Below are 24,416 nucleotides of genomic sequence, written 5' to 3' on the forward strand. Positions count from 1 at the left end.
AGGGGGTAATCAGTTGTCATTTTTGAGCAGACTATTTGGTCCAAAGCCAATTATTGCAAAGAGCAGATTCATAAGCATAGAGGATACAAAAACAGCACCATTCACAAAGAAAACCGTGGGGTCCGGTTACTCAATGCGCCCGGACGTCTACTATATAGTGGCATCGGTTGAACTGGGTAACACAACAACCAAGTGCATACTGACAGCCACCAACCTCAACACAAGCAGAACATACCTCCTTGACAAGACCGTGAAGATGACCCGTGACATAAGACCCCCTAAGGAGGGCGAGGAGGTATTCGGTAAGACGGTATGGGGTGTTGAACTCACAAAGGAATCTGTCTCTGAACTGGTGCGGGACACAATACATGAGTCCCTCAGAAGGGCTAAGGTTGACATAGAAAAGGACCTTGACTTTGTGGTGAGGTCAACTGGTGTTACAGCCGGCTTTGGATCACCTGAGGAGGTGGGTAAACTCATAATAGCCCTTGCAGATGGCTGTCTCGCAGCAGGAATACCCCCAAGGAAAATGGCCCCAGCCCTCTCCATAGAGAACATCCCCAAACGCCTCAGGGACTTCTCATACCTTGACAGGGTCATATTCGATGGCGCGGTTGCAAGTGTCATACCCCCGACGGGAAGGGAGGTCGTTGCAAATGAGATGGAGGGTGAACTTGTAACCGCGGGTATCAAAGTGGGCTCAAAGTGGACAACTGTTGATTACAGAAACCCATGCGTCTCCCTGGACTTTGGGACAACCCTTGCAGGCAGAATAGTCAATTCCGATGAACCCTACGCAAGGACCATTGGAAACTTCTGCGGCCTTGCAGGTGCAATATCCGATGCCATAATCAGGGGAACCGAAATGGTGGACTGCAGGGGTGGGGCCGCACTTGACCTCTACAAGAAATCCGTTCTAAAGGGTGCCAACTGGAAGAAGGCAAGGAAACACGCTGAGATGATACACGATGAGATAATCGGTATAAGGAAGGTACCGGTCAACAGGAAAAGGTTCGGCACAGTCCCGGTGGATACAGAGGCTGCATACAGCGCAGGGACAACTCTGATAGGGTGCGACGCCGGTAAAAACGGGGATAAACTTCAGGAACTGACAGAGATTGGACATAACATATACCAGGAGGACGGCATACACACCCTCTTTGCCACACTGGACCATGTGAGTGCACTGATAGTCAAGAGGCTGATAGATGAGGCCTTTGATGAGGGCGTCATCGAGGAGGGCTCGGTCCTCGGGGTTACAGGAAGGGCAGGTATAACAGGCACAAAACCCAAACTCATACTGGAATATGTGGCTGATCGCTTCAAGGACTGCATATTTGTATCCGATGCCCTTGCACTCGGGGCGGCTGTCATGGCGAGGTGCATGAACTCCATGGGAACACCCCACACCCCTCTAGGCGGAAGACAGAACGGCCCATGCATACTGGGAATGAGGAGAAAGCTCCAGTCAAAGAAAGAGGATAAATGGATTGAATGATCATGCTGGCCCTTGTAATGGCTGGTGGGAAGGGAACACGTCTGGGACTTGAATGTGAAAAACCCCTCCTTGAAATATCTGGAAGGCCGATGATAGATCATGTCCTTGGTAGCCTTGATTCTTCCGGGAGTGTCCATGAGATAATAGTTGTAACGAGCCCAAATACACCCCTCACAGAGGAACATGTGAAGGGGAGGTACGACGTATTCAGGGCATCAGGGAGGGGTTACGTTGAGGACCTTCAGGAGGTTCTCTCGTACCTTGAGGAATCCCGGAATGAACCTGTTCTGGTTATAAATGCAGATCTACCGCTGATCTCCCCATCAACCATTGACTGGATAATAGGGGAGTACCTGGCGGGTGGTGAGGAGGCCCTCTGTGTGGCTGTACCTGAAAAACTCTGCAGAATGCATGGGCTCGACTTTTCAGATTCAATGGATGGATTAGTACCCTGCGGGGTAAATATATTAATGAGTAAAAACAGAGTACAAGATCAGAGAATCCTTGAGGTTTCCATGCTGGAGCTGGCAGTGAACATAAATAGCTGCAGTGATCTGCATGTCCTGGAAAAATTAGGTGAGAATGATGGAAGAGAAGAAACTCATAAAAGGGGAAGAGAAGTACTGGAGTGAAATAAAGGGCTACCAGGTTGCAACCAACAATGCACGTATCCTTGGGGAGCTTGAGGAGCTCATAATCAACGATAAAACAGGAAAGATAACAGACGTTGTCATTAAGGTTGACAGCGGGAGAAACGTTACAGTCAAGGGCGCCAAGAAGAAGGGTGACTATCTCCTTGTCCCATTCGGGAAGGTTGAGAAGGTTGGCGAGTTCATAATAATTGCAGAATAAGCTGATATTATCTGATTCGTTAGCCCTGCCTCTTAACTTATTCTTTAAGAAATAGATGGTTTAATATCTGTTCATTCTCTTAACTTATTACTTAAAAAATGAGTATTGCTGGAAATCCCCAGCAATATCACATACCCTTGAGGCTCATATCAAGCATCCTCTTTGTTTCAGCCGCCAGTTCAGGTGGAAGGCCAGTTATATCCATACTCAGGAATCCCCTCACAATCATTGAGGCGGCCTCCTCCTCTGTGAGACTCCTTGATGTCAGGTACATGACCTCCTCCTCGGCTATCTTACCCACCGCAGCTTCATGCGACATTTCAAGTTCTGTTGCACTTCCCTCAAGTTCAGGGACCGCATATATCATGGAGTCGTCTGATAGCACAAGACCATGGCATTCAAGGTGCCCCTTGACCTCAGGCACACGACCAGCCAGGTGGCCCCTTGAGTATATCTGGGATGAATCCTTTGAGACTGCACGTGAGACCATCTCTGCACTTGAGCCCCTGCCCTCAAGGATGACCCTTGATCCCATATCAAGGACTGAATCCTTCTGTCCACCAAGTATTGACTGGAAAACAACCCGTGAGTTCTCACCGCTGCAGTAGGCCGTTGGGTAGGACTGGATGCTCTTAACCGGGCTTGTGAGTATATAGTTGCTTATGTAGGTTGCGTTATCACCCACCATTATACCGGTCCGTGGGCGCACATCAACCTGTTCAGCCCAGTTGTGCACCATTGTGAATGTTATCTTGGCGCCAGGTTTGAGGTAGAATTCGGATACACCCACATGTAGAGCTGAACTCACATCCTCACCAGTTGCACAGCCTGTTATTATGTGGAGCTCGGAATTTTCCTCGGCGATTATGATGTTATGGGCAGTCTGCATTACCCTCTCATCGCCTATGAACATGCATGCCTGAAGCGGGAAGACCTCACGTGCACCGGGCTTTGACCTTATGAAGTAGCCCCCCATCTCTCCCTCAGCCTCCCGGAGGGCCGTTGTGGCTGTGTACTTGTCGGTGTCAACTGCGACGGCCTTCCACATGTAGTCCTTGAGCCAGCTGTACTTATCAAGGGCAACATTCATACCCATGATCTCGATTGACTCTGAGGCGCATGTTGTGCAGATGCCTGACTGGTCAACCTGTATGAATGTACCTGCACGTTCCCTCTCCTCAGGGTCCACGCCGACCCTCAGCAGGGTCTTCTGGACATCCTTAGGGACCTCCTTGGCCCTTGTCACCTCCTCGTGTTCACCAGCCTCTTCCTTTATGAACCTTTCAAGGTCGATGTCCTCACCGTAGAGCGCCTTCTTGTCCTTTGCCTTCTCAGCCTTCTTCAGTGTATCCCGCAGCATTCAACACACCCCTTGAATCCATCCTTTCTTATATCCTCAATTATCTCCTGGGGGTTACCTGAACATGCAATACGGCCATCCATGAGGACATGGGCCGTGTCGGCATTCACAAAGTTCAGTATGTAGCCCAGGTGGGTTATGAGGAGCCCCGCCTTCTGCCTCATACCTGGCTTCTTATCCTTGTCCAGGAGGACGTTGATCTCCTCTGCAAGGAGTTCAACGTTTTCTATATCAACACCGGAGTCTGGCTCGTCAAACATTATGAAGTCAGGTCTCTGTGCAAGTAACTGAAGGATTTCGGACCTCTTCACCTCACCCCCTGAGAATCCAAGGTTAACATCCCTTTCAAGGAAGCTCTCATCGAATTTCATCCTGGCTGCAAGTTCCCTGAGTTCGGGTGTCAGCTCATCATCTGTGCTGAGGCCACTTTCAACCTTGAGGAGGTCCATGAGCCTCACACCCCTTATGGAAGGGGGGTTCTGAAAGCTCACACCTATACCCATCCTCACCCGCTCTGTTGTACTCATATCAGTTATATCCTTCCCCTTGAATAGTATCTGACCATCTGTGACCTTATACTTTGGAAAACCAAGTATTGTCATAAATAGGGTGCTCTTACCTGAGCCGTTGGGGCCCAGAAGGACATGTGTTTCACCCCTGTCGATGTATAGGTCTATGTCTCTGAGGACCTGTTTTCCGCTAACCTCGACCGCAAGGTCGGTTATTTCAAGAAGCAGTCAAACCACCACCTATTATTTTTCCCTTAGAATAGTATAACGTGATACAATAAATAACTTCTGATATTATGGGGGGGCGATAAATGACTCAAATAACTCCAGCGCCCTCCTTATCCCTGATTCCTGCCTTGCAAGGATCTCATCCGTCCCTGAAAATCTGAGGTCTGCCTCCACATCAGAGTTTATAACCTCCTCCCTATCATCTGATACAACGGCAATACCACCCCGCCCTGTACCCGCAGTTGTACCTATACCTATATCCGCCTCTGTTAGCCTTCTGACAGAGCGGGCCATCATGAGGGCCACCCTTTCATCCTCCTTTTCAGTGTAAACCTTTATGTCGTTGAGGGTGGCAGAGGGTTCTGGAGGCTCAAATCTGAGGATGCTCCGCACACCTGAAAGGGTGGGTATGAAGAGACCAGCCACGAGTGAGACCTCAGCATCGACCCTCCAGTGGTAGTTCATGGGGTAGCCCATGGAGTAGGCGTGTATCTCCCTTCCAACGATGCCATGGGTGAAGCACTCTGCCGTGGCAACCCTTATCATCTCTGAACACCCCGAAGGAGTTTGAGTATCTCTGCCGTCATAACCTCTGAGACCCTGTCCAGGACATGGGGCGTTACAGGCTCCCAGTCCCTTATGAGTTTACCTGTACCCACAAGTACGTGCTCATGGATACCCTCAGCCTGCAGATATGCTGCAATGGGGTTTTCAGGGTCAGCTTCATCTATATCCAACACTGAGACGTCCTCTTCACCTATCCCGAACACACCCATGGTGCTGATGGTGGCAGCACCTTTCTTCTGGGCGTATCGAATTATCTCTGCGGTGGTGGGCAGGGTGTCACCTCCTGCAATCTCCACACAGACCACATCCCCACCTATGAGGTCAAGGTTATTGGCTGTGATGTACTCGGGTATGCCCTGAACGGTCCTTGAAAAGCCATCGCAGGCGAGGGATTCAATGAACTTCACCTTGTATTCCCCTATTTCTGCCCCCATGAGGCGGAATATCAGGTCATCTGCAGATACCCTCTGGCCGTCGATGACCTTTATCCTTTCAGGGCCCCCACGGTGGATCTGCATGAGGTTGAGAGCGGTGCGGAAGCCCAGTCTCCCGGCACCGACAAGCGTGACCTCTCCGTGGGGCACCTTTTTACCTTCAAGTTCAGAGATCTCCAATCATATCACCAGCTTGTGCAATACTAGAATGTTTCATAGCGGTACTCTGTCCAGGGGGTACCTGTATCAATAAGGTCCACCATCAGCCCGAGGTCCTCTATCATATCAAGGAGCCTCAGGAGTCCCGGCATTTCCGTTGCATGGTGACCTGCATCGATGAGTGTCATGTTGAGGTTTCTTGCAAGAACTGCCGAGGCATGGGTGAGGTCACCTGATAGGTAAACATGGGCTCCCTCAGAGAAGGCCATTCTTATGAGGTCCCTGTCTGAGAGACCGAAACCTGCTACAACAGCCACCCTGTCCAGGTATTCCCTGGGGTTTACGACCCTAACCACCCCCGGCATCAGATCATGTATTCTTTCCATGAGCTCCTCAAGTGTAATGTCCCCATGACATATGCGCCCCAGTCCGGTTTCGGGGTCAAGGAAGGATTCAACGTCCAGTCCAAGGGCGTCTGCGAGGGCATCACAGGCACCACCATCGGCAACGTCCCAGTTGGAATGTGCAACATAGTAGGGAAGCGGAGGTTCAACCTGGGGTGGGTGGTGGAGGACCAGGAGGTCATACCCATCCACAGGCACATCCTCCAGGTAGTCCATGAGTAACAGGACGGATTCAACCTCAATTTCAGGGCCATGGTATCCTATCCTGTCACCGGGAAGTGCAAGTTCAGGCGGGGCCAGGCTCTCCATGAACTCTATAAATGACTCTATTCTGATATTATCACCTTTGACCTTTTAGGTGCTTACGGATGCAGTGAGGAGTTCGTTGATTTTATTCTGATATTATCACCTTTGACCTTTTAGGTGCTTACGGATGCAGTGAGGAGTTCGTTGATTTTATTCTGATATTATCACCTTTGACCTTTTAGGTGCTTACGGATGCAGTGAGGAGTTCGTTGATTTTATTCTGATATTATCACCTTTGACGATGATGGATGAGCAGTATGTGGTCTTGCTGGTTAACTGCATCACCTTCAAGTGGGCTTAGGAGGTTTCACCGGTTATTCAGGAATTATCCTTGATTTTATCATCCCAAGGTTCCCTTCTATGATCCCATCACAGTCCAGCTCTTCAAGTGATGAAACCACGAGGGAGGGGGATTCAAGGCGTCTCAGGAATCTTTCGGGATCTCCCTCCTTAAAGAGTATCCTCTCAAAGAATTCAAGGGTTGCTGTTGCATAGAGCACGCCCTCAAATTCAAGTGCATCGGCCATGGACCTCCTCATGACCTCCACTGTAAGCGTCATTGTACCTGAGGTCTTGGCGCCAATGCCATCGGTGTGGAGGGCCCCTGAAATGTCTGATTCAACCATTCTGAGTCTATCATATGTCCTGTTGAATCTCCTTATAGTCTCATCGCTGCCATCTGATGTTGGGTCCTCAACGATGAACGCTTCTGCAGTGATGCCTCTCATTTCATCCTCGGTGACACCCCCGAGACCCGTGGTATCAACAAGGAGGTCCCAGTGACCCCTGAGGTCCCTAACACCTCCATGGAACTTCACGCTGTCATCAAGGATAAAACGTGTCTGGGGGTTTATGTCTGCAACGGTCACATCGCAGTCAAGTGAACCTGCAATTGCTGCACCTGTGAAGTATGAGCCGATTATAAGGGCTCTTTCAGGTTTCATATCGATTTCAGTGAGCCATTCAATAACTGCGGTCGATTTGACTGTGGATATGTGCTTGATTATATCATATACCCTGTATGTGGAGAAGAATGTTTTAACCGTCTCTGTTATGCCTGTTTCATTGTGTTTCATTCTGATCCTCTGCTGAAGCCTATCCTCTCAAGGGCATTGGTTATCTCGGATCTCACGGCATCCTGAACGTCCATTTCGTGTATAACGTGTGGTGGTGACATGGACGCTGAAAGGATCCTCCCCCTCGAGTCCATGATCACTAGGAGAGATCCGGAACCAGGGACCCCAAGCCGTCCCCGTGCAATAACAAGATCCGCCCCTGATATGTCAAGTGCCATGATGGCCTTTGTAACGGCAGGCATCCTTGTGAGGTCCGCCCAGTTGGTGTTGAACTGAAGGTGCTCTGCCTCCCGCAGGTTGAAGGATCTTAGGACCTCATTTATCACATCAACCTTTTCCTGGTTCCAGTTTGGCACTACAATCCTTTGAGCGCCGCTAATGTAGTCCCTTACAGCTCTAACTTCCTCCTCACGGTCTCCTCTTCGACGATCCTCTGCAGACTCAAGGTATGCACTGGCTATTATATCCTCTAACATGACCACACCACTGTATATGATAAGACTTGGGGTATTCAAGGGCTATTAAAGACCAGACCACTGTATTGATAAGATTAATGGTATGCACAGGCTATATGACTACACCCGTCCGTATTGATAAATCAGAGCAGGACAACCCCATCAGCTGCGGGGTTTGCTGATATCTGGGGCTTCAGTCCCATCTCATCCACAACCCTAAGCACATCGTTGAGGTTTCCGTACCTTGGGGACCCGACCCCCTTAACATCATGGGGGTAACCGTCGGGTATAACCGTTGCAAGGTTATCTGCCCCTGCCATGAGGGAGAAGCGGACATTTTCGGGACCTATGGTGGGTGTTGGAACCGTTATCCTTATATCCGGGTACATGATACGTGTGATGGCTATGGTCTTCATCTGTTCCTCAAGGGGGCAGGGTGGATGGTTCTCCATGGGAGTTCCAGGGTAGGGGTTGAATCCCATGATGGGTATCTCTCCAAGTGTTTCAAATTCACCAAGGAATCTCAGGTGTGCAAGGCGGTCAGCGTAACTCTCACCAAGACCTATAAGCAGACCGCTTGATAATTCTATTCCACTTTCACATACAAGTTCACAGACTCTTATCCGATCCTCTATCTTCTCGCCGGGTTTAACCCGCCTGAAAAGATCCCTGTTGACGGTTTCAAGGTTACAGCATATCGTGTCAGTACCATAATCCGCAAGTTTCTCCACTGAGGTCCTGTTAAGGTCGGACCCAACGTTTATGAGCAGTTCAAGTGAGGTGTTCTCCTTCACTATCTCCGTGGCCTTGACGGCGTGTTCACCGTTGAATCCATGGGCTCCTGAGCAGCTGACCCTGGGTATTCCCGATTTTTCTATTATTCTGGCGGCTTCGAGGATCTCCTCATCGGTTTTGAAGAATGAGGTGTAGTATCCATTACGTGATGTTCCAGCGGCAAATCCACAGTAGCCACACCTTGGCCTCACCTGGCAGATATTTGTTATGTGGACTGTGGATGTGAGCTTGATAACCCCCCTGCGCTCCTTCATGATGCTGAATGCTGTTTCCATGAGAAGGGCAAAATCTTTCGGGTCATTTATCTGGAATAGCCGTATAATCTCTTTATCATCGAGGGGGTATCCCTCAGCCGCCTTTTTGAGTATTTTGTCCATCAATTTAACACCAGTTTCAGCTGCTTGGGAACATAAAAGTCAGTTGGATCAGTATAAATCAGTTGGTTAAAAAAATAAATAAATTTTTTGGGCTGGCGCCCGGTTATTTTTTCCTCTTCTCGAGGATTTCAAAGACGGTTGGGAGTATGTCTGCTGATGCTCCGAAGTTCATGGAGTCAGCTGTACCCAGGAGTGCACCAGGGTCGAGGTGCTCCTCCATTTTGTCTATTCCAACCTTTTCCATGAGGGCTGTCATCTGCTCCAGGGACTCCTTGGCCATCATCTGTGCGAAACCTGCAGGTGCGCCGAGTACCTGTGTAACTGAGTCCCTGTAGGAGAGTATACCTGCGTAGGTTATTGCTGTCAGTGCTGAGCACATGTCACAGACAGGTCCGAGGAGTTCTGCTGGTAGCCTGTATGCGTTACCTCTGGCCTTCTGTCCGAGCTCAAAGAGGGTGTTTATTGCGTCCTCTGAGGCGTAGCCCTCTGCAATGTATACCTGTCCCTTCATTTCAGGAACGGCACCTGGGTGGTAGGATGTTACGTTGAGTGTTTCAGGTTTGGTTACCAGGTCACCGTGTTTCTGTTCAAAGATCTTGTAGAACTTGGTGGTTGGAATTGTGCAGGCGTGTGTGACGATTGCACCAGGTTTTATGTCGTCTATGAACTTGTTTATTATGTCTGGCTGCATGTCACCCTTTGGGAACCAGGTCATGATGAAGTCTGCGTCTGCTATGGCCTCTTTGTCATCTGTTGTTATTTCAAATCCAAGGTCTTCAGGGTGTGTGAAGTGTATTGCACCTTCTGGTGGTTTTGGAAGCTCCTTGGCGACTTCGTTGACCTTTTCCCTGATCTGTGGCATTATTTTTTCAGGGTCCTCCTTGTGGGCCTCTATGACGTCCTCGTAGGCGAAGTCGTCTATGACTGTGAACTGGTTGTCGAATACAGGGTCCGCAACAACGACTTCGTCGACACCTGCGAGTTCTTTAAGCTCAGCACCCATTGTTATCGTGGAATGGGTCATGGCTATTTCTGGTTTTCCAACCATTTCAGCGACTTCGCATGCCCTGGAAAAGTTTGTTATTCCACTGGCCGCGTGGGTCCTGTAACATCCTGCACCTAGTATTGCAAGTTTCATATCTATCACTCCATTTCTGTAATACTACTTATATTATTAGTAGTACAGATTAATCGGTTTCCACTATAAATATATTTTTTGATAATTTTTAAACCAAAAAGCTTATAAGTGGAATTATTTTATCTGGGGGCAACCTTTACATACGGGGTCCTGATTAAAATCCGCAGGAACGTTATTCAGTGTGTTTTTACGGGGGCACCATACTCTATTCATAATTATTAAAATATTAATATTAAACTTTCCCAAATCCCGGTTTCTAATTTCATTCGGAAGATTGAAGAGGCATCCTTAAGGTTAAATTGATGTGCTGTTCCCTTATTTTGCAGTATTCTCCTCGGGAACACCATAAATAATAAAAAATAAATATTTATTATGAATTAATTAAAGAGACTTGAATATTAATTCCAGTTTTATAACTCACTCAAATACTATTTTTTAATTTTTAAACGTTTTAAAAGTATTAAATTAAAAAATAAACACAAAAATATTTTATAATTCTTTTTTAAGCATTTTAAACGCTTTTTTATTTTAGAAACATTTATATATGTAATACTTATTAGCAGATACTTATGATAAACATAAAACTGGAGGTTGTGGTGAAAGTATGGAAATCCAGATTCAGAGGATTGGACTTTTTCGCCCGGGGAAAAATCCAAGATCGTGTACCCTGAGCCTTGACATGGACTGGAAAATTGACTACACAGATTTTGGAAATAACTCGGTGGGATACATATTTTATGGGGAATCAGGAAGTGGAATACCCCTGAAATTCAAGCTAGAGGGAAAGATTGTTCTTGAAGATTCTGAGAAACTTCCCGGAAACCTATCAGAACTTCTGATCGACCTGGGACTTAACATCATGGTTGGGTTGTTCAACATAAGCCGTGATAGGACCATCACGGTCCAGAATGAACTTCTCAGTATTGATGAGTTCCAGGGTAAGGTGAAAAATCTGGAGGTGTAGATAATGATGGTGAAACACACTTTATGCCCTTCCTGCAGCGCAGGCTGTGGCGTGAACATTGTGGAGATTGGCGGCGCACCTGTGGGAACCTACCCCCACAGGAGACACCCTATCAATGAGGGAAAGACCTGCAGAGCGGGCAGGGATTGCTATGAAATCCCATTGATGAACAGAGTAACATCCCCTGGAGTTAAAAAATCAGGGAAACTAGCTGAAGTGAAATGGGATGAGGCACTGGATAAATTAACTCAACTTCTTTCATCAGAGGACATATCCATCCTGACAACAGGAACCCTCACCAATGAGGAGGCACTTAAACTCAAAGAAATCATAGAAGAGTTTGATATAAAAAAATCAGGTTTAATAACGGCCTTCCCTGAATTTGATTATCCTGAAATTGATATCAGAAAGATCAGAGACTATGATAACATAGCAGTCATAGGGGATGCCATAACCTGCGCCCCACTCATAGGTAGGAGGATATTCCATGCAATGGCCGCCGGGGCAGAGGTGAGGTCCTATGACAGAAGGGACGACACAAGGATGGCGGTAAATTCAGGGTTTCACAGAACCTTCTCAGATGACAGGGAGATCCTGGATGATCTCCGGCAACTTCCAGGGGGGTCTCTGATTATAATAACCCATGAAATACCGGAAATCATAGGACCCGTTCTTGAGGTCTCATCTGAAAATGAATTCGATGTTCTCCCCATCTTTGAGGACTTCAACACAAGGGGTGTGATGCAGCATCTACCCCCTGTTCATGAAGGGGAGTTTGATTCTGTCTGGTTAATAGATCCCGGTGCAGCTGCAGAGCCAGTGGAATCAGGAAAACTCATTCTCCAGTCCATAAGAACCGGAGGCGTGCTACCTGATATTTTCCTTCCAACGGCAGCATGGTGTGAAAAATCGGGTTCATATACCAGCACAGCAGGATACACGGTGAAACTCGAACCCGCACTGCAGGCACCCGAAGGGGTCCTCTCAGACATGGAAATATTTGAAAGAATACTCACGGCAGGTGATTGAAATGAAGTACCTCCTTGCAAGGGCTACAGATGAGGAGATTCAGAGAAGAGGAGAATGTGGCGGAGCGGTGACAGCCATATTCAAATACATGCTGGATAGGGAAGTCGTGGATGCGGTGCTAACACTGGAAAGGGGAGATGATGTGTATGATGGGATCCCCATCCTACTTGAGGATTCGTCAGGCATAGAGTCAACGTGCGGTTCCCTGCACTGCGCACCCACCATGTTAGGGGACCTCATCTCCCGCTATCTAAGTGACATGAGGCTGGCTGTCGCTGTAAAACCCTGTGATGCAATGGCCATAAGGGAACTTGAGAAGAGGCACCAGATAGACCCGGATAAAGTATACAAGATAGGATTGAACTGTGGCGGAACCCTTGCCCCTGTATCTGCCAGGGAGATGATAGAGACCTTCTATGAGATAGACCCTGATGATGTTGTGGGTGAGGAGATCGATAGGGGTAAATTCATAGTGGAACTCAGGGACGGAAGTCACAGGGAGATATCAATCGATTACCTTGAGGAGGAGGGTTTCGGCAGACGGGAGAACTGTCAGCGCTGCGAAATAATGGTTCCGCGTAACGCTGACATAGCCTGTGGAAACTGGGGTGCAGAGGATGGATGGACATTCATAGAGGTTAACACTGAAAGAGGTCAGGAGATCATTGACGGTGCCCGCAGCAGCGGATACATTGAGGTGCGGGAACCCTCTGAGAAGATGGTGAAGATAAGGGAGAAAATCGAAAACGCAATGATCAGCATGGCAAGGAAGTTTCAGGATAAATACCTTGATGAGGAGTACCCCTCACTGGATGAATGGGATGAGCACTGGAAGCGCTGCATAAACTGCTTTGCCTGCAGGGACGCCTGTCCGGTATGCTTCTGCAGGGAATGTGAACTTGAAAAGGACTACCTCCTGGAATCAGATGAAAAGGCACCAGACCCCCTCACATTCCAGGGAGTGAGGCTCTCGCACATGGGTTTCAGCTGCATAAACTGCGGTCAGTGCGAGGATGTCTGCCCAATGGACATACCCATTGCAAGGATCTACCACAGGATACAGAAAAAATACCGTGACAGAACAGGATTCACAGCAGGGGTGAGTGAAGAACTGCCCCCAATGTACAGCGGGGAGAAAGATTAGGGTGATATGATGAGTTTCGAGCCAAAGATAGTTGGATTCTGCTGCAACTGGTGCTCCTATGGCGGAGCAGACACCGCGGGAACAGCGAGGATGCAGTATCCACCCAACGTCCGTATCATAAGGGTGATGTGTTCAGGCCGTGTCAACGCCTCGATGATACTCAAGGCCTTCAGTGAGGGTGCAGACGGCGTATTTGTGGGCGGATGCCACATAGGGGACTGCCACTATGATTCAGGAAACTACAAATGGAAAAGAAGGGCCCGGTTCATTGAGGACATACTCCCTGAATTTGGCATAGATAAGGAGAGATTCAGGTGGGAGTGGATATCGGCATCGGAGGGTGAAAAATTTCAGAAAACAATGCAAGAGTTCTATGAGACTGTAAAATCCCTCGGGCCACTGAAGAGGGCAGGAAAATAGCAGGTATTAAAATTATGGGTTAAAGCAGCATTTTCTTATTAACCCATAATTTTTGTCAAAATTTATAACATCCAGTATCAGAGTGAATCACAGTGACCTATAAAGGTGAAACAATATGCACGATATCATCAGGGAAGCAGTGGATAATCCTGAAACTGCATGGGAAATCATGAAAATGGACAGGGATGTCACCGAGGTGGTGGATGCAATTTCTGACCTTTCAAGGGAGGATAAGATTAAGCTTGGAGCCACCTTCAAGAGGTTCCCCCTGGGCTGTGACCTCACAGAGATCATTGTGGGCACCTGCGCATCTGACCTTGAGAGGATGGACCTTATTGGAAACTGCATCCTTTCAGACACAATAGGTGCAACAATACACGTATGTGCCTATGCATTCGCAGATATAGCCGAGAACTACGGCATGAGACCTGTGGAGCTCATGAGGGAGGTGCGGGAGACCACAGAGGTCCCCCTGGACCTTGACCACTTTGGAAGATACGGTCCCATGAGGTTCCCCAGATCAATAACAGGATGTGGAGGGCAGTGTTACCTTGAAGGACCCCCATTTGAGGGCTGTCCACGCGAAAGAATACACTCAAGACTCCTTGAAAAGGAAAGGGAGGGCCTGCCTGACAGGGATGAATGGGTTGAACTCGCATCCTCTGTGGCGATTAACCTGACACCGGTTCAGGGGGCTGAGACCCATGCAGCACCCCTTGATGAGGCACGTGAGGTTTTTGAACTTGCAAGGAAGCATGGTAAGGGTGTTGAGGCCATAATGTTTGTTGGAGACGGATACGATGACCTCATATCTGGCTTTGAGGCAGGACTTGATATGGGTGTCGATGTCTTCGTACTTGAGGGTGGCCCCTTCAACCTTGCATCTGATAGACTCGACGCCTTCGCAGGGGCTGTTGCCGCAGCAAGAATCCTTACACCAGGTAGAATCGTTGCAACCAACGGTGCATATGAGGACGAGTGCCGCATAGGGTTGAGGGCAGGGCTGAACGCCATAATAACAGGATTTCCAAAGAACCACCATGGCTACATGTGTGGTTACAGTCCCGGCACAGCAAGAAGGGGTAAGTTTGGCCTGCCGAGGGTCATGAAGATAATGAGGGAGGAGGTTGAGGCTGCCCTAACACCCGTGCCAGTACAGAAGCCCCAGCTCGAGGCCCTTGCAGCTGCAGTGAAGGCTTCAGGAAGGGAAAATGTTTATCCGGAAACCATCGGGCATACATATGTGGGTGACGCCCACTGGGCATGCCTGCCATCAACTCCACTCTATGAGAGAGTGGAGATAAAGAGGGACGTGGATATGCTTGCTGAGATGGCCAGAAACGGCGAGGTACATGGGACAGTGGCAATCTTCGGAGCAAGATTCGTATCATGGGTGATTGCAAAGAAACTTGATGGAATGGTGGATGAATTCGTACTTGTGGACAGTGACCCCTGGGTTGAATGGGTTAGTGTGGACAACCTCCGATCAGAAATTAAAACAGAGGTCCGATCTGGTGGTTCCAGTGATGCAGATGCATACAGGGATTCGGATTCAGCCATAGTTTCCACAACCATTCCGGAGATAGCTGCAAAAATTTCCGGGAAATTCAGAGACGCGGTGACCCTTGTATGAACATCATCTGAACGGTTTAATGGGGAGATGGCGGTATTAAAAATAATAAAAATTTTAACCACACATATAAAATTTTCGAAATTGTTTCATAAGTAACCTTTATACTTGCCACTCCTAAACCATATACCAAGTACAATTATAAGTACAACCCAAGCAAGGAGGAAACTCTATGGCTGAAGATGACATAAAGATTGTGATGTTCTGTTGTAACTGGTGTTCCTACGGTGGAGCAGACACTGCGGGAACAGCAAGGATGCAGTACCCTACAAACATTAGGGTTATCCGTGTGATGTGCTCAGGAAGGATAGAGCCACAGTTTGTTCTCAAGGCATTCAGGGAAGGCGCTGATGGTGTTCTCGTAACAGGATGCCACCACGGTGACTGTCACTACGACGCAGGAAACTACAAGCTCGACAGGAGAATGAGGCTGATCTACAAACTGGCAGATGAGCTTGGAATTGGCAGGGAAAGGATCCACCACGACTGGATATCCGCATCAGAGGGTGAAAAATTCGCTGAAACCGTCAAGATGATGGTTGACAGGATAAGGGCTCTTGGCCCATCACCAATCAAGAAACAGCTAGCTGAAGCATAAGGAGGATGTCAAATGGCTGAAAAGGCAAAAATAGGAACAATGTGGCTTGGAGGATGCTCCGGCTGCCATCTGTCCATTGCAGACTTACACGAAGCACTTCTGGATGTCATGGAACTCGCTGACTTTGAATTCAGCCCTGTTTTAATGGACACAAAATACGATGAAATCCCCGAACTCGATGTGGTGATCATCGAGGGTGGAATCGTAAACGATGAGAACAGGGAATTCGCAGAGGAGCTAAGGGAAAAGGCCAAATTTGTCATAAGTTACGGTACATGTGCGGTATACGGCGGCATACCCGGCCTCAGGAACCTCTGGGACAAGGAGGAGGTCATAGAGGAAGCCTACATCAACTCCATATCAACACCAAACGAAGAGGGTGTCATACCATCCGAAGAGGTACCCCACCTTGAGGGAAGGGTTAAACCACTGGGTGAGGTCATAGACGTTGACTTCGAAGTTCCAGGATGCCCACCAAGATCAGATGTTGTCGCTGAGGTTGTTCTTGCACTCCTCAAAGGAGAAGAAATAGAACTACCAAGCACAAACCTCTGTGAGGTCTGCCCAAGGGAAAAACCACCAGAAGGCCTTGCAATGGACTTCATAAAGAGGCAGTTCGAGGTTGGTAAACCAGAGGATGACCTCTGTCTCATACCACAGGGACTCATCTGCATGGGCCCAGCAACAATATCAATCTGTGGTGCAGAGTGCCCGAGCATAGCTATACCATGCCGTGGCTGCTACGGTCCAACAGCACGTGTTGAGGACCAGGGTGCTAAAATGATAAGTGCTATAGCCTCTGACTACAAGGTCGAAGAGGACAAAACCGTCGACCCTGAGGAAGTGGCTGAACAGCTGGATGACATTGTTGGAACATTCTACACATTCACACTTCCAGCAGCACTCATACCAATGAAAATAAAGAAGGAGGGTAAATAGATGGTTAAACTCACAATGGAACCTGTGACCCGTATTGAAGGTCACGCCAAGATTACCGTACACCTCGACGATGCAGGTAATGTTGAGGACACAAGGCTCCATGTTATGGAATTCCGTGGATTCGAAAAATTCCTCCAGGGAAGACCCATAGAGGAAGCCCCAAGGATAGTTCCAAGGATCTGCGGTATCTGTGACGTGCAGCACCACCTGGCAGCCGCAAAGGCTGTTGACGCCTGCTTTGGATTCGAACCTGATGACATTCTCCCTGCAGCCTACAGGATGAGGGAGATCATGAACTGGGGCTCATACATGCACTCACATGCCCTGCACTTCTACTTCCTCGCAGCCCCTGACTTCATAGCAGGTAAGGACAGGAAGACAAGGAACGTCTTCCAGATAATAAAGGACGCACCTGATGTTGCTCTTCAGGCCATAGAGTTACGTAAAAATGCTCTGGAAATCGTCAGGGCCACAGGCGGAAGGCCAATTCACCCAACCTCCTCAACACCAGGAGGTATATCAACAGAACTGGACGATGAAACACAGAAGGACCTCCTTCAGAAGGCCCAGAGGAACGTTGAACTGGCAGAGGCCACCCTGGAACTTGCAGTTCCAATATTCGAGGAGAACATTGACCTCGTGAACTCACTGGGTAACATCGAGACATACCACACAGGTCTTGTCAAGGACGGTGTATGGGATGTCTACGATGGTATAGTGAGGATAAAGGACAAGGAAGGAAACATGTTCAGGGAGTTCAAACCAGCAGACTACGCTGACACCATCGCTGAACACGTTAAACCATACTCATGGCTCAAATTCCCATACATAAAGGACCTGGGCTACCCTGACGGCGTCTACCGTGTCTCACCACTCTCAAGGCTCAACGTCGCAGACAAGATGCCCGATGCAGCTCCAAAGGCACAGGAACACTTCAAGGAGTTCCAGGACAACTTTGGGTACGCACAGCAGACACTCCTGTACCACTGGGCAAGGCTCATAGAACTCCTCGCATGTGCTGAATGTGCAGCCGATGCACTTGAAGGAGACCTATCAGGAGAAAAATTCCCTGATTCACTTGAAAGGCAGGCAGGCGACGGTGTGGGTATAGTTGAGGCACCAAGGGGAACACTCACACACCACTACACCTGTGATGAGAACGGCCTCATAACCAGGGCAAACATCGTGGTTGCAACAATCCAGAACAACCCTGCCATGGAGATGGGTATCCAGAAGGTTGCCCAGGACTACATCAAACCTGGTGTTGAAGTGGATGATAAGATATTCAACCTCATGGAGATGGTCATAAGGGCATACGACCCATGTCTCTCCTGCGCAACACACACCATTGACAGTCAGATGAGACTTGCCACCTTGGAAGTATACGACAGTGAAGGCGACCTTGTAAAAAGGATCTAATTTCACCCGGGTAAAGGTGGTAAAATGATAGTTGTCAACAAAGAGGACTGCATAAGGTGTGGTGCCTGCCAGGGGACCTGCCCTACCGCAGCCATTGAGGTAACACCGGAGGATGTTATCTACTGTGACATCTGCGGCGGGGAACCCAAGTGTGTCGATGCCTGCCCAACAGGTGCCCTCAAAATTGAGGACCTGGTGGTTGACGAGGCAGGCAACACACAGGGCAGGATAGTTTTCAACCCTGACAAGTGCAATGAGTGCGGGGACTGCGTGGAGGTCTGCCCTCCACAGATCCTCAAACTTGACGAGGGCAAGGTCAAGAAGATTCCACTTCAGGGCTTCTGTGTCATGTGCCAGAAGTGCGTTGACATCTGCCCTGTGGGTGTCATAGGCGTTGAGGGCATCAAGGAACCAGCTAAGGTTGAGCTGGAAATCGAAGGACCCATATTCATCGCCGACTGTGTCGGCTGTGGAATGTGCGTCCCTGAATGCCCCGTGGACGCAATAACCCTTGAAAAGGTGGGTGGAGTCATAGAGATCGATGAGGACACATGCATAAAGTGTGGTGTCTGTGCACAGACCTGTCCATGGAACGCCGTCTACATCTCAGGCAAAAAACCAGAGAAGAGGGCCAAGGAAATCAAGAAATTCGAGCTGGATGAAGAGGCATGTATAGGATGCAACACCTGTGTGGAGGCATGCCCTGGTGACTTCATAGTTCCAAAGTCATCAAACCTTACGGTGGAACTCCCAGCCATATGTACAGCCTGTGGACTATGTGAACAGCTCTGTCCAGTGGATGCCATAGACCTTGAGGTGGAACTAGGACCTGCAAAACCTGCAAGTGAGGAGGGCCTTGTCTGGGATGAAGAAAAATGTGACTTCATCGGTGCATGTGCCAACATCTGCCCCAACGATGCAATAAGGGTTGTGACGAAGGAGGGCATGAAGCTACCTGACAATGAGAAGGTGGATGAGGAGCCATCCTTCGCCATGTGTACACGTTGCGGTGCATGTACCATGGCCTGTCCAAAGGGCGCCCTCAGCCTTGTGGATATGGACAAGGTCATTGATGGCGAGGTTGTCAAGAGGAAGAGGGTCCAGTACAACCCTGCCCTCTGCGACCAGTGCGGTGACTGTATAGATGCCTGCCCATACGACATGCTGAAACTCACCGATGAGAAGGTTCCACTTAAAGGGTTCTGTATACTCTGTGACCAGTGCATACCCGCCTGTCCAAAGGGTGCACTGTCACTGAAATAAACCCCCTTCTTTTTTTGTTTTCAGGATGATCCTGAATTTCATATGCAATATGTTATTATTCAGAATATTATTTTTATGAAAAATCATTTTTCATATTTAAAATTTTTCTTTTTTTTCTTTTGAAAACATTTATATTATCCTTCTTTCTTATTCAATAGAGTCATAGATGTCCAGAAAATGAAGCATAAGCCGTTATATCAGGATTAATACTGGTTAATAACGATATGTGTAGTATGGCTTGTTCTATAATGAGCTATGCTCTGGAGGTTGGAGGATGAACTTCGGTATAACTTGAAGGCCCATTTAGAGACATCGGATCTGAGATGAACACTGTTAAAACCATGAAACCCTCTTAAGTCACTTAAAACCCTGATTCCATAATCCCCTCACATTCAATAATAAATTAATAAATTTTATTAATAAATAAATAAAAACCAAGAGGTGTGAATACCATGCCAATGTATGAAGACAGAATAGATCTCTATGGGGCAGATGGTAAGCTCCTTGAGGAGGATGTTCCTCTTGAAGCCATAAGCCCCCTTAAAAACCCGACAATAGCAAACCTGGTAAGCGACGTGAAGAGGTCAGTTGCAGTGAACCTGGCCGGAATCGAGGGAAGCCTCAAGAAGGCAGCCCTTGGAGGAAAGTCCAACTTCATCCCGGGAAGGGAAGTTGAACTGCCAATCGTTGAAAACGCAGAGGCAATCGCTGAGAAGGTCAAAAAACTCGTCCAGACCTCAGAGGACGACGACACAAACATACGCCTCATAAACAACGGCCAGCAGATCCTGGTGCAGGTCCCAACAACAAGGATGGGTGTGGCAGCAGACTACACTGTCTCAGCACTTGTCACAGGGGCAGCCGTTGTACAGGCAATCATCGACGAATTCGATGTGGACATGTTCGATGCAAATGCAGTTAAAACAGCTGTCATGGGAAGATACCCACAGACAGTGGACTTCACAGGAGCCAACCTCTCAACACTGCTCGGACCACCTGTGCTCCTCGAGGGACTTGGATACGGCCTCAGGAACATAATGGCAAACCACGTCGTCGCCATCACAAGAAAGAACACACTCAACGCATCAGCACTATCATCCATACTCGAACAGACAGCAATGTTCGAAACAGGTGACGCTGTCGGGGCATTCGAAAGGATGCACCTCCTTGGACTTGCATACCAGGGACTCAACGCCAACAACCTTCTCTTTGACCTGGTTAAGGAGAACGGTAAGGGCACAGTCGGTACAGTGATAGCATCACTGGTGGAAAGGGCAGTTGAGGACGGAGTCGTTAAAGTGGCCAGGGAGATGAACTCAGGCTACAAGGTCTACGAACCAGCCGACTGGGCACTCTGGAATGCATACGCAGCAACAGGACTCCTTGCAGCAACAATAGTCAACGTGGGAGCAGCAAGGGCAGCCCAGGGCGTTGCATCAACAGTGCTCTACTACAACGACATACTTGAATACGAGACAGGACTCCCAGGCGTGGACTTCGGAAGGGCCATGGGTACAGCAGTAGGATTCTCATTCTTCAGCCACTCCATCTACGGCGGTGGAGGTCCAGGTATATTCCACGGAAACCACGTCGTAACAAGGCACAGTAAGGGATTCGCCCTGCCATGCGTGGCTGCAGCCATGTGTCTTGACGCAGGAACACAGATGTTCTCAGTTGAAAAGACATCAGGACTCATAGGATCCGTTTACAGCGAAATAGACTACTTCAGAGAACCAATAGTCAACGTCGCAAAAGGCGCCGCAGAGATAAAGGACCAGTTATAGGCTGAAACGGGGAGTTTGAAATGCCAGAAACAGGATTCGTCGATCTTAAGATATTCCCCCAGAGGCTTCTGAAACCCGAAACCGTTGAGAAACTGCTGAACAGCATCTACGGACTTGAAGGTATAGTCAGGGTACTGGTTCATGGACCATCCATACCCGACAGGGTGTACTATGGACCCGCCAGGGGCACGGAGGTTAAACACAGCGACCGGAGAATGATAAAGGTACGTGGAGAGGAGGTTGAACTCCGCGTTAAGGTCGGAGAGGTCATAGTGGGGATACTCCCGGAGGCCCTGGAGGAGAACATGGACAAAATCGATGAAATCCTGAAGGAAGCGCTCCCCTGCCCCTATAAGGTATTCATAGGTGCCTTCACGAAGAAGGACATCACCATATCCGATTACCTCAAATACGGTCTCAACTTTGAGGACAAAATCGATCCCAGGATAATAGGTATGGCTGATCCAAGTTCAAGGGTGAAGGACACCGTTGTTAACATAAAATGATTGTGAGGTTATGATATGTCTTACAAAGCCCAGTACACTCCTGGAGAAACCCAGATAGCTGAAAACAGAAGAAAACACATGGACCCTGATTACGAATTCCGTAAATTAAGGGAAGTATCAGACGAGGACCTGGTCAAGGTCCTGGGACACAGAAACCCTGGTGAAAGTTACAAATCAGTGCACCCCCCACTGGATGAGATGGACTTCGAGGAGGACATCGTCAGGGACATGGTTGAACCCATACAGGGTGCAAAGGAAGGTGTGAGGGTCAGGTACATCCAGTTCGCAGACTCCATGTACAATGCACCTGCCCAGCCCTACGACAGGGCAAGGACCTACATGTGGAGGTACCGTGGTGTTGACACAGGTACACTCTCAGGAAGGCAGGTCATTGAAATGAGGGAACTGGACCTTGAGGGAGTCTCAAAGGAACTTGTTGAAACAGAACTCTTCGACCCTGCAACAACAGGTATAAGGGGTGCAACAGTTCACGGACACTCCCTCAGGCTAGATGAAAACGGCCTCATGTTCGACGCCCTCCAGAGGTACGTCTTTGATGAGGAGAAGGGCCACGTGGTCTACGTCAAGGACCAGGTTGGAAGGCCCCTTGACGAGCCAGTGGACATGGGCCAGCCCCTCGGTGAGGATGAACTCAAGAAGATCACCACAATCTACAGGAAGGACAACATCGCTATGAGGGATGATAAAGAGGCAATTGAAGTTGTTGAAAACATACACACCGGCCGTACCCTGGGCGGATTCGGTATGGACGTATTCAAGGATGACCTAAGAAAAAGGCTAGGTGATGATTAATGGATGAAAAGAAACTATTCCTTAAGGCTTTAAAGAAGAAGTTTGAGGGGGAGGACCCTGACGAAAAATACACAAACTTCTACTGCTTTGGCGGATGGGAACAGTCCGCACGTAAAAAAGAGTTCACAGAGTACGCCAAGAAGGCTGCTGAAAAGAGGGGCGGAATACCATTCTACAACCCTGACATAGGTGTGCCACTGGGCCAGAGGAAACTCATGGCATACAGGGTCTCAGGAACAGACGCCTACGTTGAAGGTGACGACCTCCACTTCGTGAACAACGCGGCCATCCAGCAGATGGTGGACGACATAAAGAGGACAGTCATAGTGGGTATGGACACAGCACACGCAGTCCTTGAGAAGAGGCTGGGTGTGGAGGTAACCCCTGAGACAATCAACGAGTACATGGAGGCAATCAACCACGCCCTCCCAGGTGGTGCTGTGGTCCAGGAGCACATGGTGGAGGTCCACCCGGGACTCGTGGAGGACTGTTACGCCAAGATCTTCACAGGAGACGACAACCTGGCAGATGAACTGGACAAGAGGATACTCATAGACATAAACAAGGAGTTCCCTGAAGAACAGGCCGAGCAGATCAAAAGCTACATTGGAAACAGGACCTACCAGGTTAACAGGGTCCCAACAATAGTTGTGAGGACCTGTGACGGAGGTACAGTTTCAAGATGGTCTGCAATGCAGATCGGTATGAGCTTCATATCCGCCTACAAACTCTGTGCAGGTGAAGCAGCAATCGCTGACTTCTCATACGCTGCAAAACACGCAGACGTTATAGAGATGGGTACAATAATGCCTGCAAGGAGGGCAAGGGGACCAAACGAGCCAGGTGGAGTGGCATTCGGTACCTTTGCAGATATAGTTCAGGCTTCAAGGGTTTCAGATGACCCTGCAAACGTTTCACTTGAGGTCATAGCCGGTGCAGCCGCACTCTACGACCAGGTATGGCTCGGATCATACATGTCAGGTGGTGTAGGATTCACACAGTACGCCACAGCAGCCTACACCGACGACATCCTGGACGACTTCGTCTACTATGGTATGGAGTACGTGGATGACAAGTACGGAATCTGCGGAACAAAACCAACAATGGACGTAGTCAGGGACATCTCAACAGAGGTCACACTCTACAGCCTCGAACAGTACGAGGAATACCCAACACTCCTCGAGGACCACTTTGGAGGATCACAGAGGGCAGCTGTTGCAGCCGCAGCAGCAGGATGTTCCACAGCCTTCGCAACCGGAAACTCAAACGCAGGTATCAATGGATGGTACCTCAGCCAGATACTCCACAAGGAGGCCCACAGCAGGCTCGGATTCTACGGTTACGACCTGCAGGACCAGTGCGGTGCATCCAATTCACTCTCAATCAGGAGCGACGAGGGACTCATACACGAACTCCGTGGACCTAACTATCCAAACTACGCAATGAACGTGGGTCACCAGCCAGAGTACGCTGGTATCGCCCAGGCACCACACGCTGCACGCGGAGACGCCTTCTGTACAAACCCACTCATAAAGGTTGCATTTGCAGATAAGGACCTCGCCTTTGACTTCACATCACCAAGGAAGTCAATCGCAGCAGGTGCCCTCAGGGAGTTCATGCCAGAGGGTGAAAGGGACCTCATCATACCAGCTGGAAAATAATTCCAGCACAAACCCCTTTTATTTTTTAAAATAAGTTTCAGAAATTACTGATAGACTTCTGTATTAGAGTTTAAAAATTAACTGGTTC

General features: G+C 48.7%; 25 protein-coding genes. 16 read left to right on the forward strand and 9 right to left on the reverse strand.

The window, feature by feature from the left end; genetic code table 11:
* The first annotated feature begins 13 nt into the window (after positions 1 to 13).
* Genes QFX39_RS04790 through QFX39_RS04800 form a run of 3 tightly spaced genes read left to right on the forward strand, consistent with a single transcriptional unit; the run spans position 14 to position 2,350 of the window.
* Entirely contained in the window at positions 14 to 1,498 is a 1,485-nt protein-coding gene (locus tag QFX39_RS04790) for a methanogenesis marker 14 protein (protein WP_300477889.1), read from the forward strand.
* Complete coding sequence (locus QFX39_RS04795; RefSeq protein ID WP_300477890.1) at positions 1,495 to 2,130, forward strand: TIGR00454 family protein; 636 nt, start codon at positions 1,495 to 1,497, stop codon at positions 2,128 to 2,130. The genes QFX39_RS04790 and QFX39_RS04795 overlap by 4 nt, the downstream gene beginning before the upstream one ends.
* On the forward strand, positions 2,084 to 2,350 hold the full coding sequence (locus tag QFX39_RS04800) for a PRC-barrel domain-containing protein (RefSeq protein WP_010876775.1): 267 nt from the start codon (positions 2,084 to 2,086) through the stop codon (positions 2,348 to 2,350). The genes QFX39_RS04795 and QFX39_RS04800 overlap by 47 nt, the downstream gene beginning before the upstream one ends.
* A 127-nt stretch (positions 2,351 to 2,477) precedes the next feature.
* On the opposite strand, the gene QFX39_RS04805 is transcribed toward QFX39_RS04800, so the two are convergent.
* From QFX39_RS04805 to hmd, 9 genes are all read right to left on the reverse strand, one after another.
* A complete protein-coding gene (locus QFX39_RS04805; protein WP_300477893.1) occupies positions 2,478 to 3,710 on the reverse strand; it encodes a SufD family Fe-S cluster assembly protein in 1,233 nt (410 codons plus the stop codon).
* Entirely contained in the window at positions 3,692 to 4,447 is a 756-nt protein-coding gene (sufC, locus tag QFX39_RS04810; RefSeq protein WP_300477980.1) for a Fe-S cluster assembly ATPase SufC, read from the reverse strand. Before sufC ends, QFX39_RS04805 begins: the two co-directional genes overlap by 19 nt.
* Positions 4,448 to 4,513: 66 nt before the next feature.
* A complete protein-coding gene (locus tag QFX39_RS04815; RefSeq protein ID WP_300477894.1) occupies positions 4,514 to 4,993 on the reverse strand; it encodes a FeGP cofactor biosynthesis protein HcgF family protein in 480 nt (159 codons plus the stop codon).
* Positions 4,990 to 5,628: a ThiF family adenylyltransferase gene (locus tag QFX39_RS04820; protein WP_300477895.1), complete on the reverse strand. Its 639-nt coding sequence runs from the start codon at positions 5,626 to 5,628 to the stop codon at positions 4,990 to 4,992. Before QFX39_RS04820 ends, QFX39_RS04815 begins: the two co-directional genes overlap by 4 nt.
* A 23-nt stretch (positions 5,629 to 5,651) precedes the next feature.
* Positions 5,652 to 6,347 (reverse strand): Nif3-like dinuclear metal center hexameric protein, encoded by a 696-nt coding sequence (locus tag QFX39_RS04825; RefSeq protein ID WP_300477982.1) that lies wholly within the window; start codon positions 6,345 to 6,347, stop codon positions 5,652 to 5,654.
* 284 nt (positions 6,348 to 6,631) lie between these two features.
* Complete coding sequence (locus QFX39_RS04830; RefSeq protein WP_300477897.1) at positions 6,632 to 7,393, reverse strand: DUF1188 domain-containing protein; 762 nt, start codon at positions 7,391 to 7,393, stop codon at positions 6,632 to 6,634.
* The gene (locus tag QFX39_RS04835; RefSeq protein WP_300477899.1) at positions 7,390 to 7,869 is read right to left on the reverse strand and encodes a DUF3236 domain-containing protein; all 480 of its coding nucleotides are present in this window, start codon (positions 7,867 to 7,869) and stop codon (positions 7,390 to 7,392) included. Before QFX39_RS04835 ends, QFX39_RS04830 begins: the two co-directional genes overlap by 4 nt.
* Before the next feature lie 122 nt (positions 7,870 to 7,991).
* A complete protein-coding gene (gene hmdB, locus QFX39_RS04840; protein WP_300477900.1) occupies positions 7,992 to 9,023 on the reverse strand; it encodes a 5,10-methenyltetrahydromethanopterin hydrogenase cofactor biosynthesis protein HmdB in 1,032 nt (343 codons plus the stop codon).
* Between the two features lie 100 nt (positions 9,024 to 9,123).
* Complete coding sequence (gene hmd, locus QFX39_RS04845) at positions 9,124 to 10,158, reverse strand: 5,10-methenyltetrahydromethanopterin hydrogenase (RefSeq protein WP_300477901.1); 1,035 nt, start codon at positions 10,156 to 10,158, stop codon at positions 9,124 to 9,126.
* Positions 10,159 to 10,762: 604 nt separating this feature from the next.
* Here hmd and QFX39_RS04850 point away from each other — a divergent pair.
* The 13 genes from QFX39_RS04850 to mcrA all read left to right on the forward strand — a co-directional run bounded on the left by QFX39_RS04850 (position 10,763) and on the right by mcrA (position 24,328).
* Positions 10,763 to 11,122 (forward strand): hypothetical protein, encoded by a 360-nt coding sequence (locus tag QFX39_RS04850; RefSeq protein ID WP_300477903.1) that lies wholly within the window; start codon positions 10,763 to 10,765, stop codon positions 11,120 to 11,122.
* 3 nt (positions 11,123 to 11,125) lie between these two features.
* Entirely contained in the window at positions 11,126 to 12,151 is a 1,026-nt protein-coding gene (locus tag QFX39_RS04855; RefSeq protein ID WP_300477905.1) for a molybdopterin-dependent oxidoreductase, read from the forward strand.
* A complete protein-coding gene (locus QFX39_RS04860; RefSeq protein WP_300477983.1) occupies positions 12,147 to 13,295 on the forward strand; it encodes a Coenzyme F420 hydrogenase/dehydrogenase, beta subunit C-terminal domain in 1,149 nt (382 codons plus the stop codon). Before QFX39_RS04855 ends, QFX39_RS04860 begins: the two co-directional genes overlap by 5 nt.
* Before the next feature lie 9 nt (positions 13,296 to 13,304).
* Positions 13,305 to 13,715 carry a hydrogenase iron-sulfur subunit gene (locus QFX39_RS04865; RefSeq protein ID WP_300477907.1) on the forward strand — a complete coding sequence of 137 codons (411 nt, stop codon included), beginning with the start codon at positions 13,305 to 13,307 and terminating at the stop codon, positions 13,713 to 13,715.
* Between the two features lie 115 nt (positions 13,716 to 13,830).
* Positions 13,831 to 15,348 (forward strand): 5,10-methenyltetrahydromethanopterin hydrogenase cofactor biosynthesis protein HmdC, encoded by a 1,518-nt coding sequence (hmdC, locus tag QFX39_RS04870; RefSeq protein ID WP_300477909.1) that lies wholly within the window; start codon positions 13,831 to 13,833, stop codon positions 15,346 to 15,348.
* A 169-nt stretch (positions 15,349 to 15,517) separates the two neighbouring features.
* The gene (locus QFX39_RS04875) at positions 15,518 to 15,943 is read left to right on the forward strand and encodes a hydrogenase iron-sulfur subunit (protein ID WP_237779326.1); all 426 of its coding nucleotides are present in this window, start codon (positions 15,518 to 15,520) and stop codon (positions 15,941 to 15,943) included.
* 12 nt (positions 15,944 to 15,955) lie between these two features.
* Positions 15,956 to 16,882, forward strand: coding sequence for a F420-non-reducing hydrogenase subunit MvhG (gene mvhG, locus QFX39_RS04880; protein WP_237779327.1), 927 nt, complete (start codon positions 15,956 to 15,958; stop codon positions 16,880 to 16,882).
* Positions 16,883 to 18,301, forward strand: coding sequence for a F420-non-reducing hydrogenase subunit MvhA (gene mvhA / locus QFX39_RS04885; protein ID WP_300477911.1), 1,419 nt, complete (start codon positions 16,883 to 16,885; stop codon positions 18,299 to 18,301).
* A 24-nt stretch (positions 18,302 to 18,325) separates the two neighbouring features.
* On the forward strand, positions 18,326 to 19,564 hold the full coding sequence (gene mvhB, locus QFX39_RS04890) for a polyferredoxin protein MvhB (RefSeq protein ID WP_300477912.1): 1,239 nt from the start codon (positions 18,326 to 18,328) through the stop codon (positions 19,562 to 19,564).
* A 452-nt stretch (positions 19,565 to 20,016) separates the two neighbouring features.
* Positions 20,017 to 21,348 (forward strand): coenzyme-B sulfoethylthiotransferase subunit beta, encoded by a 1,332-nt coding sequence (gene mcrB / locus QFX39_RS04895; protein WP_160322971.1) that lies wholly within the window; start codon positions 20,017 to 20,019, stop codon positions 21,346 to 21,348.
* A gap of 20 nt (positions 21,349 to 21,368) precedes the next feature.
* The gene (gene mcrD, locus QFX39_RS04900; RefSeq protein ID WP_300477914.1) at positions 21,369 to 21,854 is read left to right on the forward strand and encodes a methyl-coenzyme M reductase operon protein D; all 486 of its coding nucleotides are present in this window, start codon (positions 21,369 to 21,371) and stop codon (positions 21,852 to 21,854) included.
* A gap of 15 nt (positions 21,855 to 21,869) precedes the next feature.
* On the forward strand, positions 21,870 to 22,667 hold the full coding sequence (mcrG, locus tag QFX39_RS04905; protein WP_013296303.1) for a coenzyme-B sulfoethylthiotransferase subunit gamma: 798 nt from the start codon (positions 21,870 to 21,872) through the stop codon (positions 22,665 to 22,667).
* Positions 22,667 to 24,328, forward strand: a complete 1,662-nt coding sequence (gene mcrA / locus QFX39_RS04910) for a coenzyme-B sulfoethylthiotransferase subunit alpha (RefSeq protein ID WP_237779332.1) — start codon at positions 22,667 to 22,669, stop codon at positions 24,326 to 24,328. Before mcrG ends, mcrA begins: the two co-directional genes overlap by 1 nt.
* Positions 24,329 to 24,416: the final 88 nt, after the last annotated feature.

Source organism: Methanothermobacter sp. (assembly GCF_030055425.1).
GTDB lineage: Archaea > Methanobacteriota > Methanobacteria > Methanobacteriales > Methanothermobacteraceae > Methanothermobacter.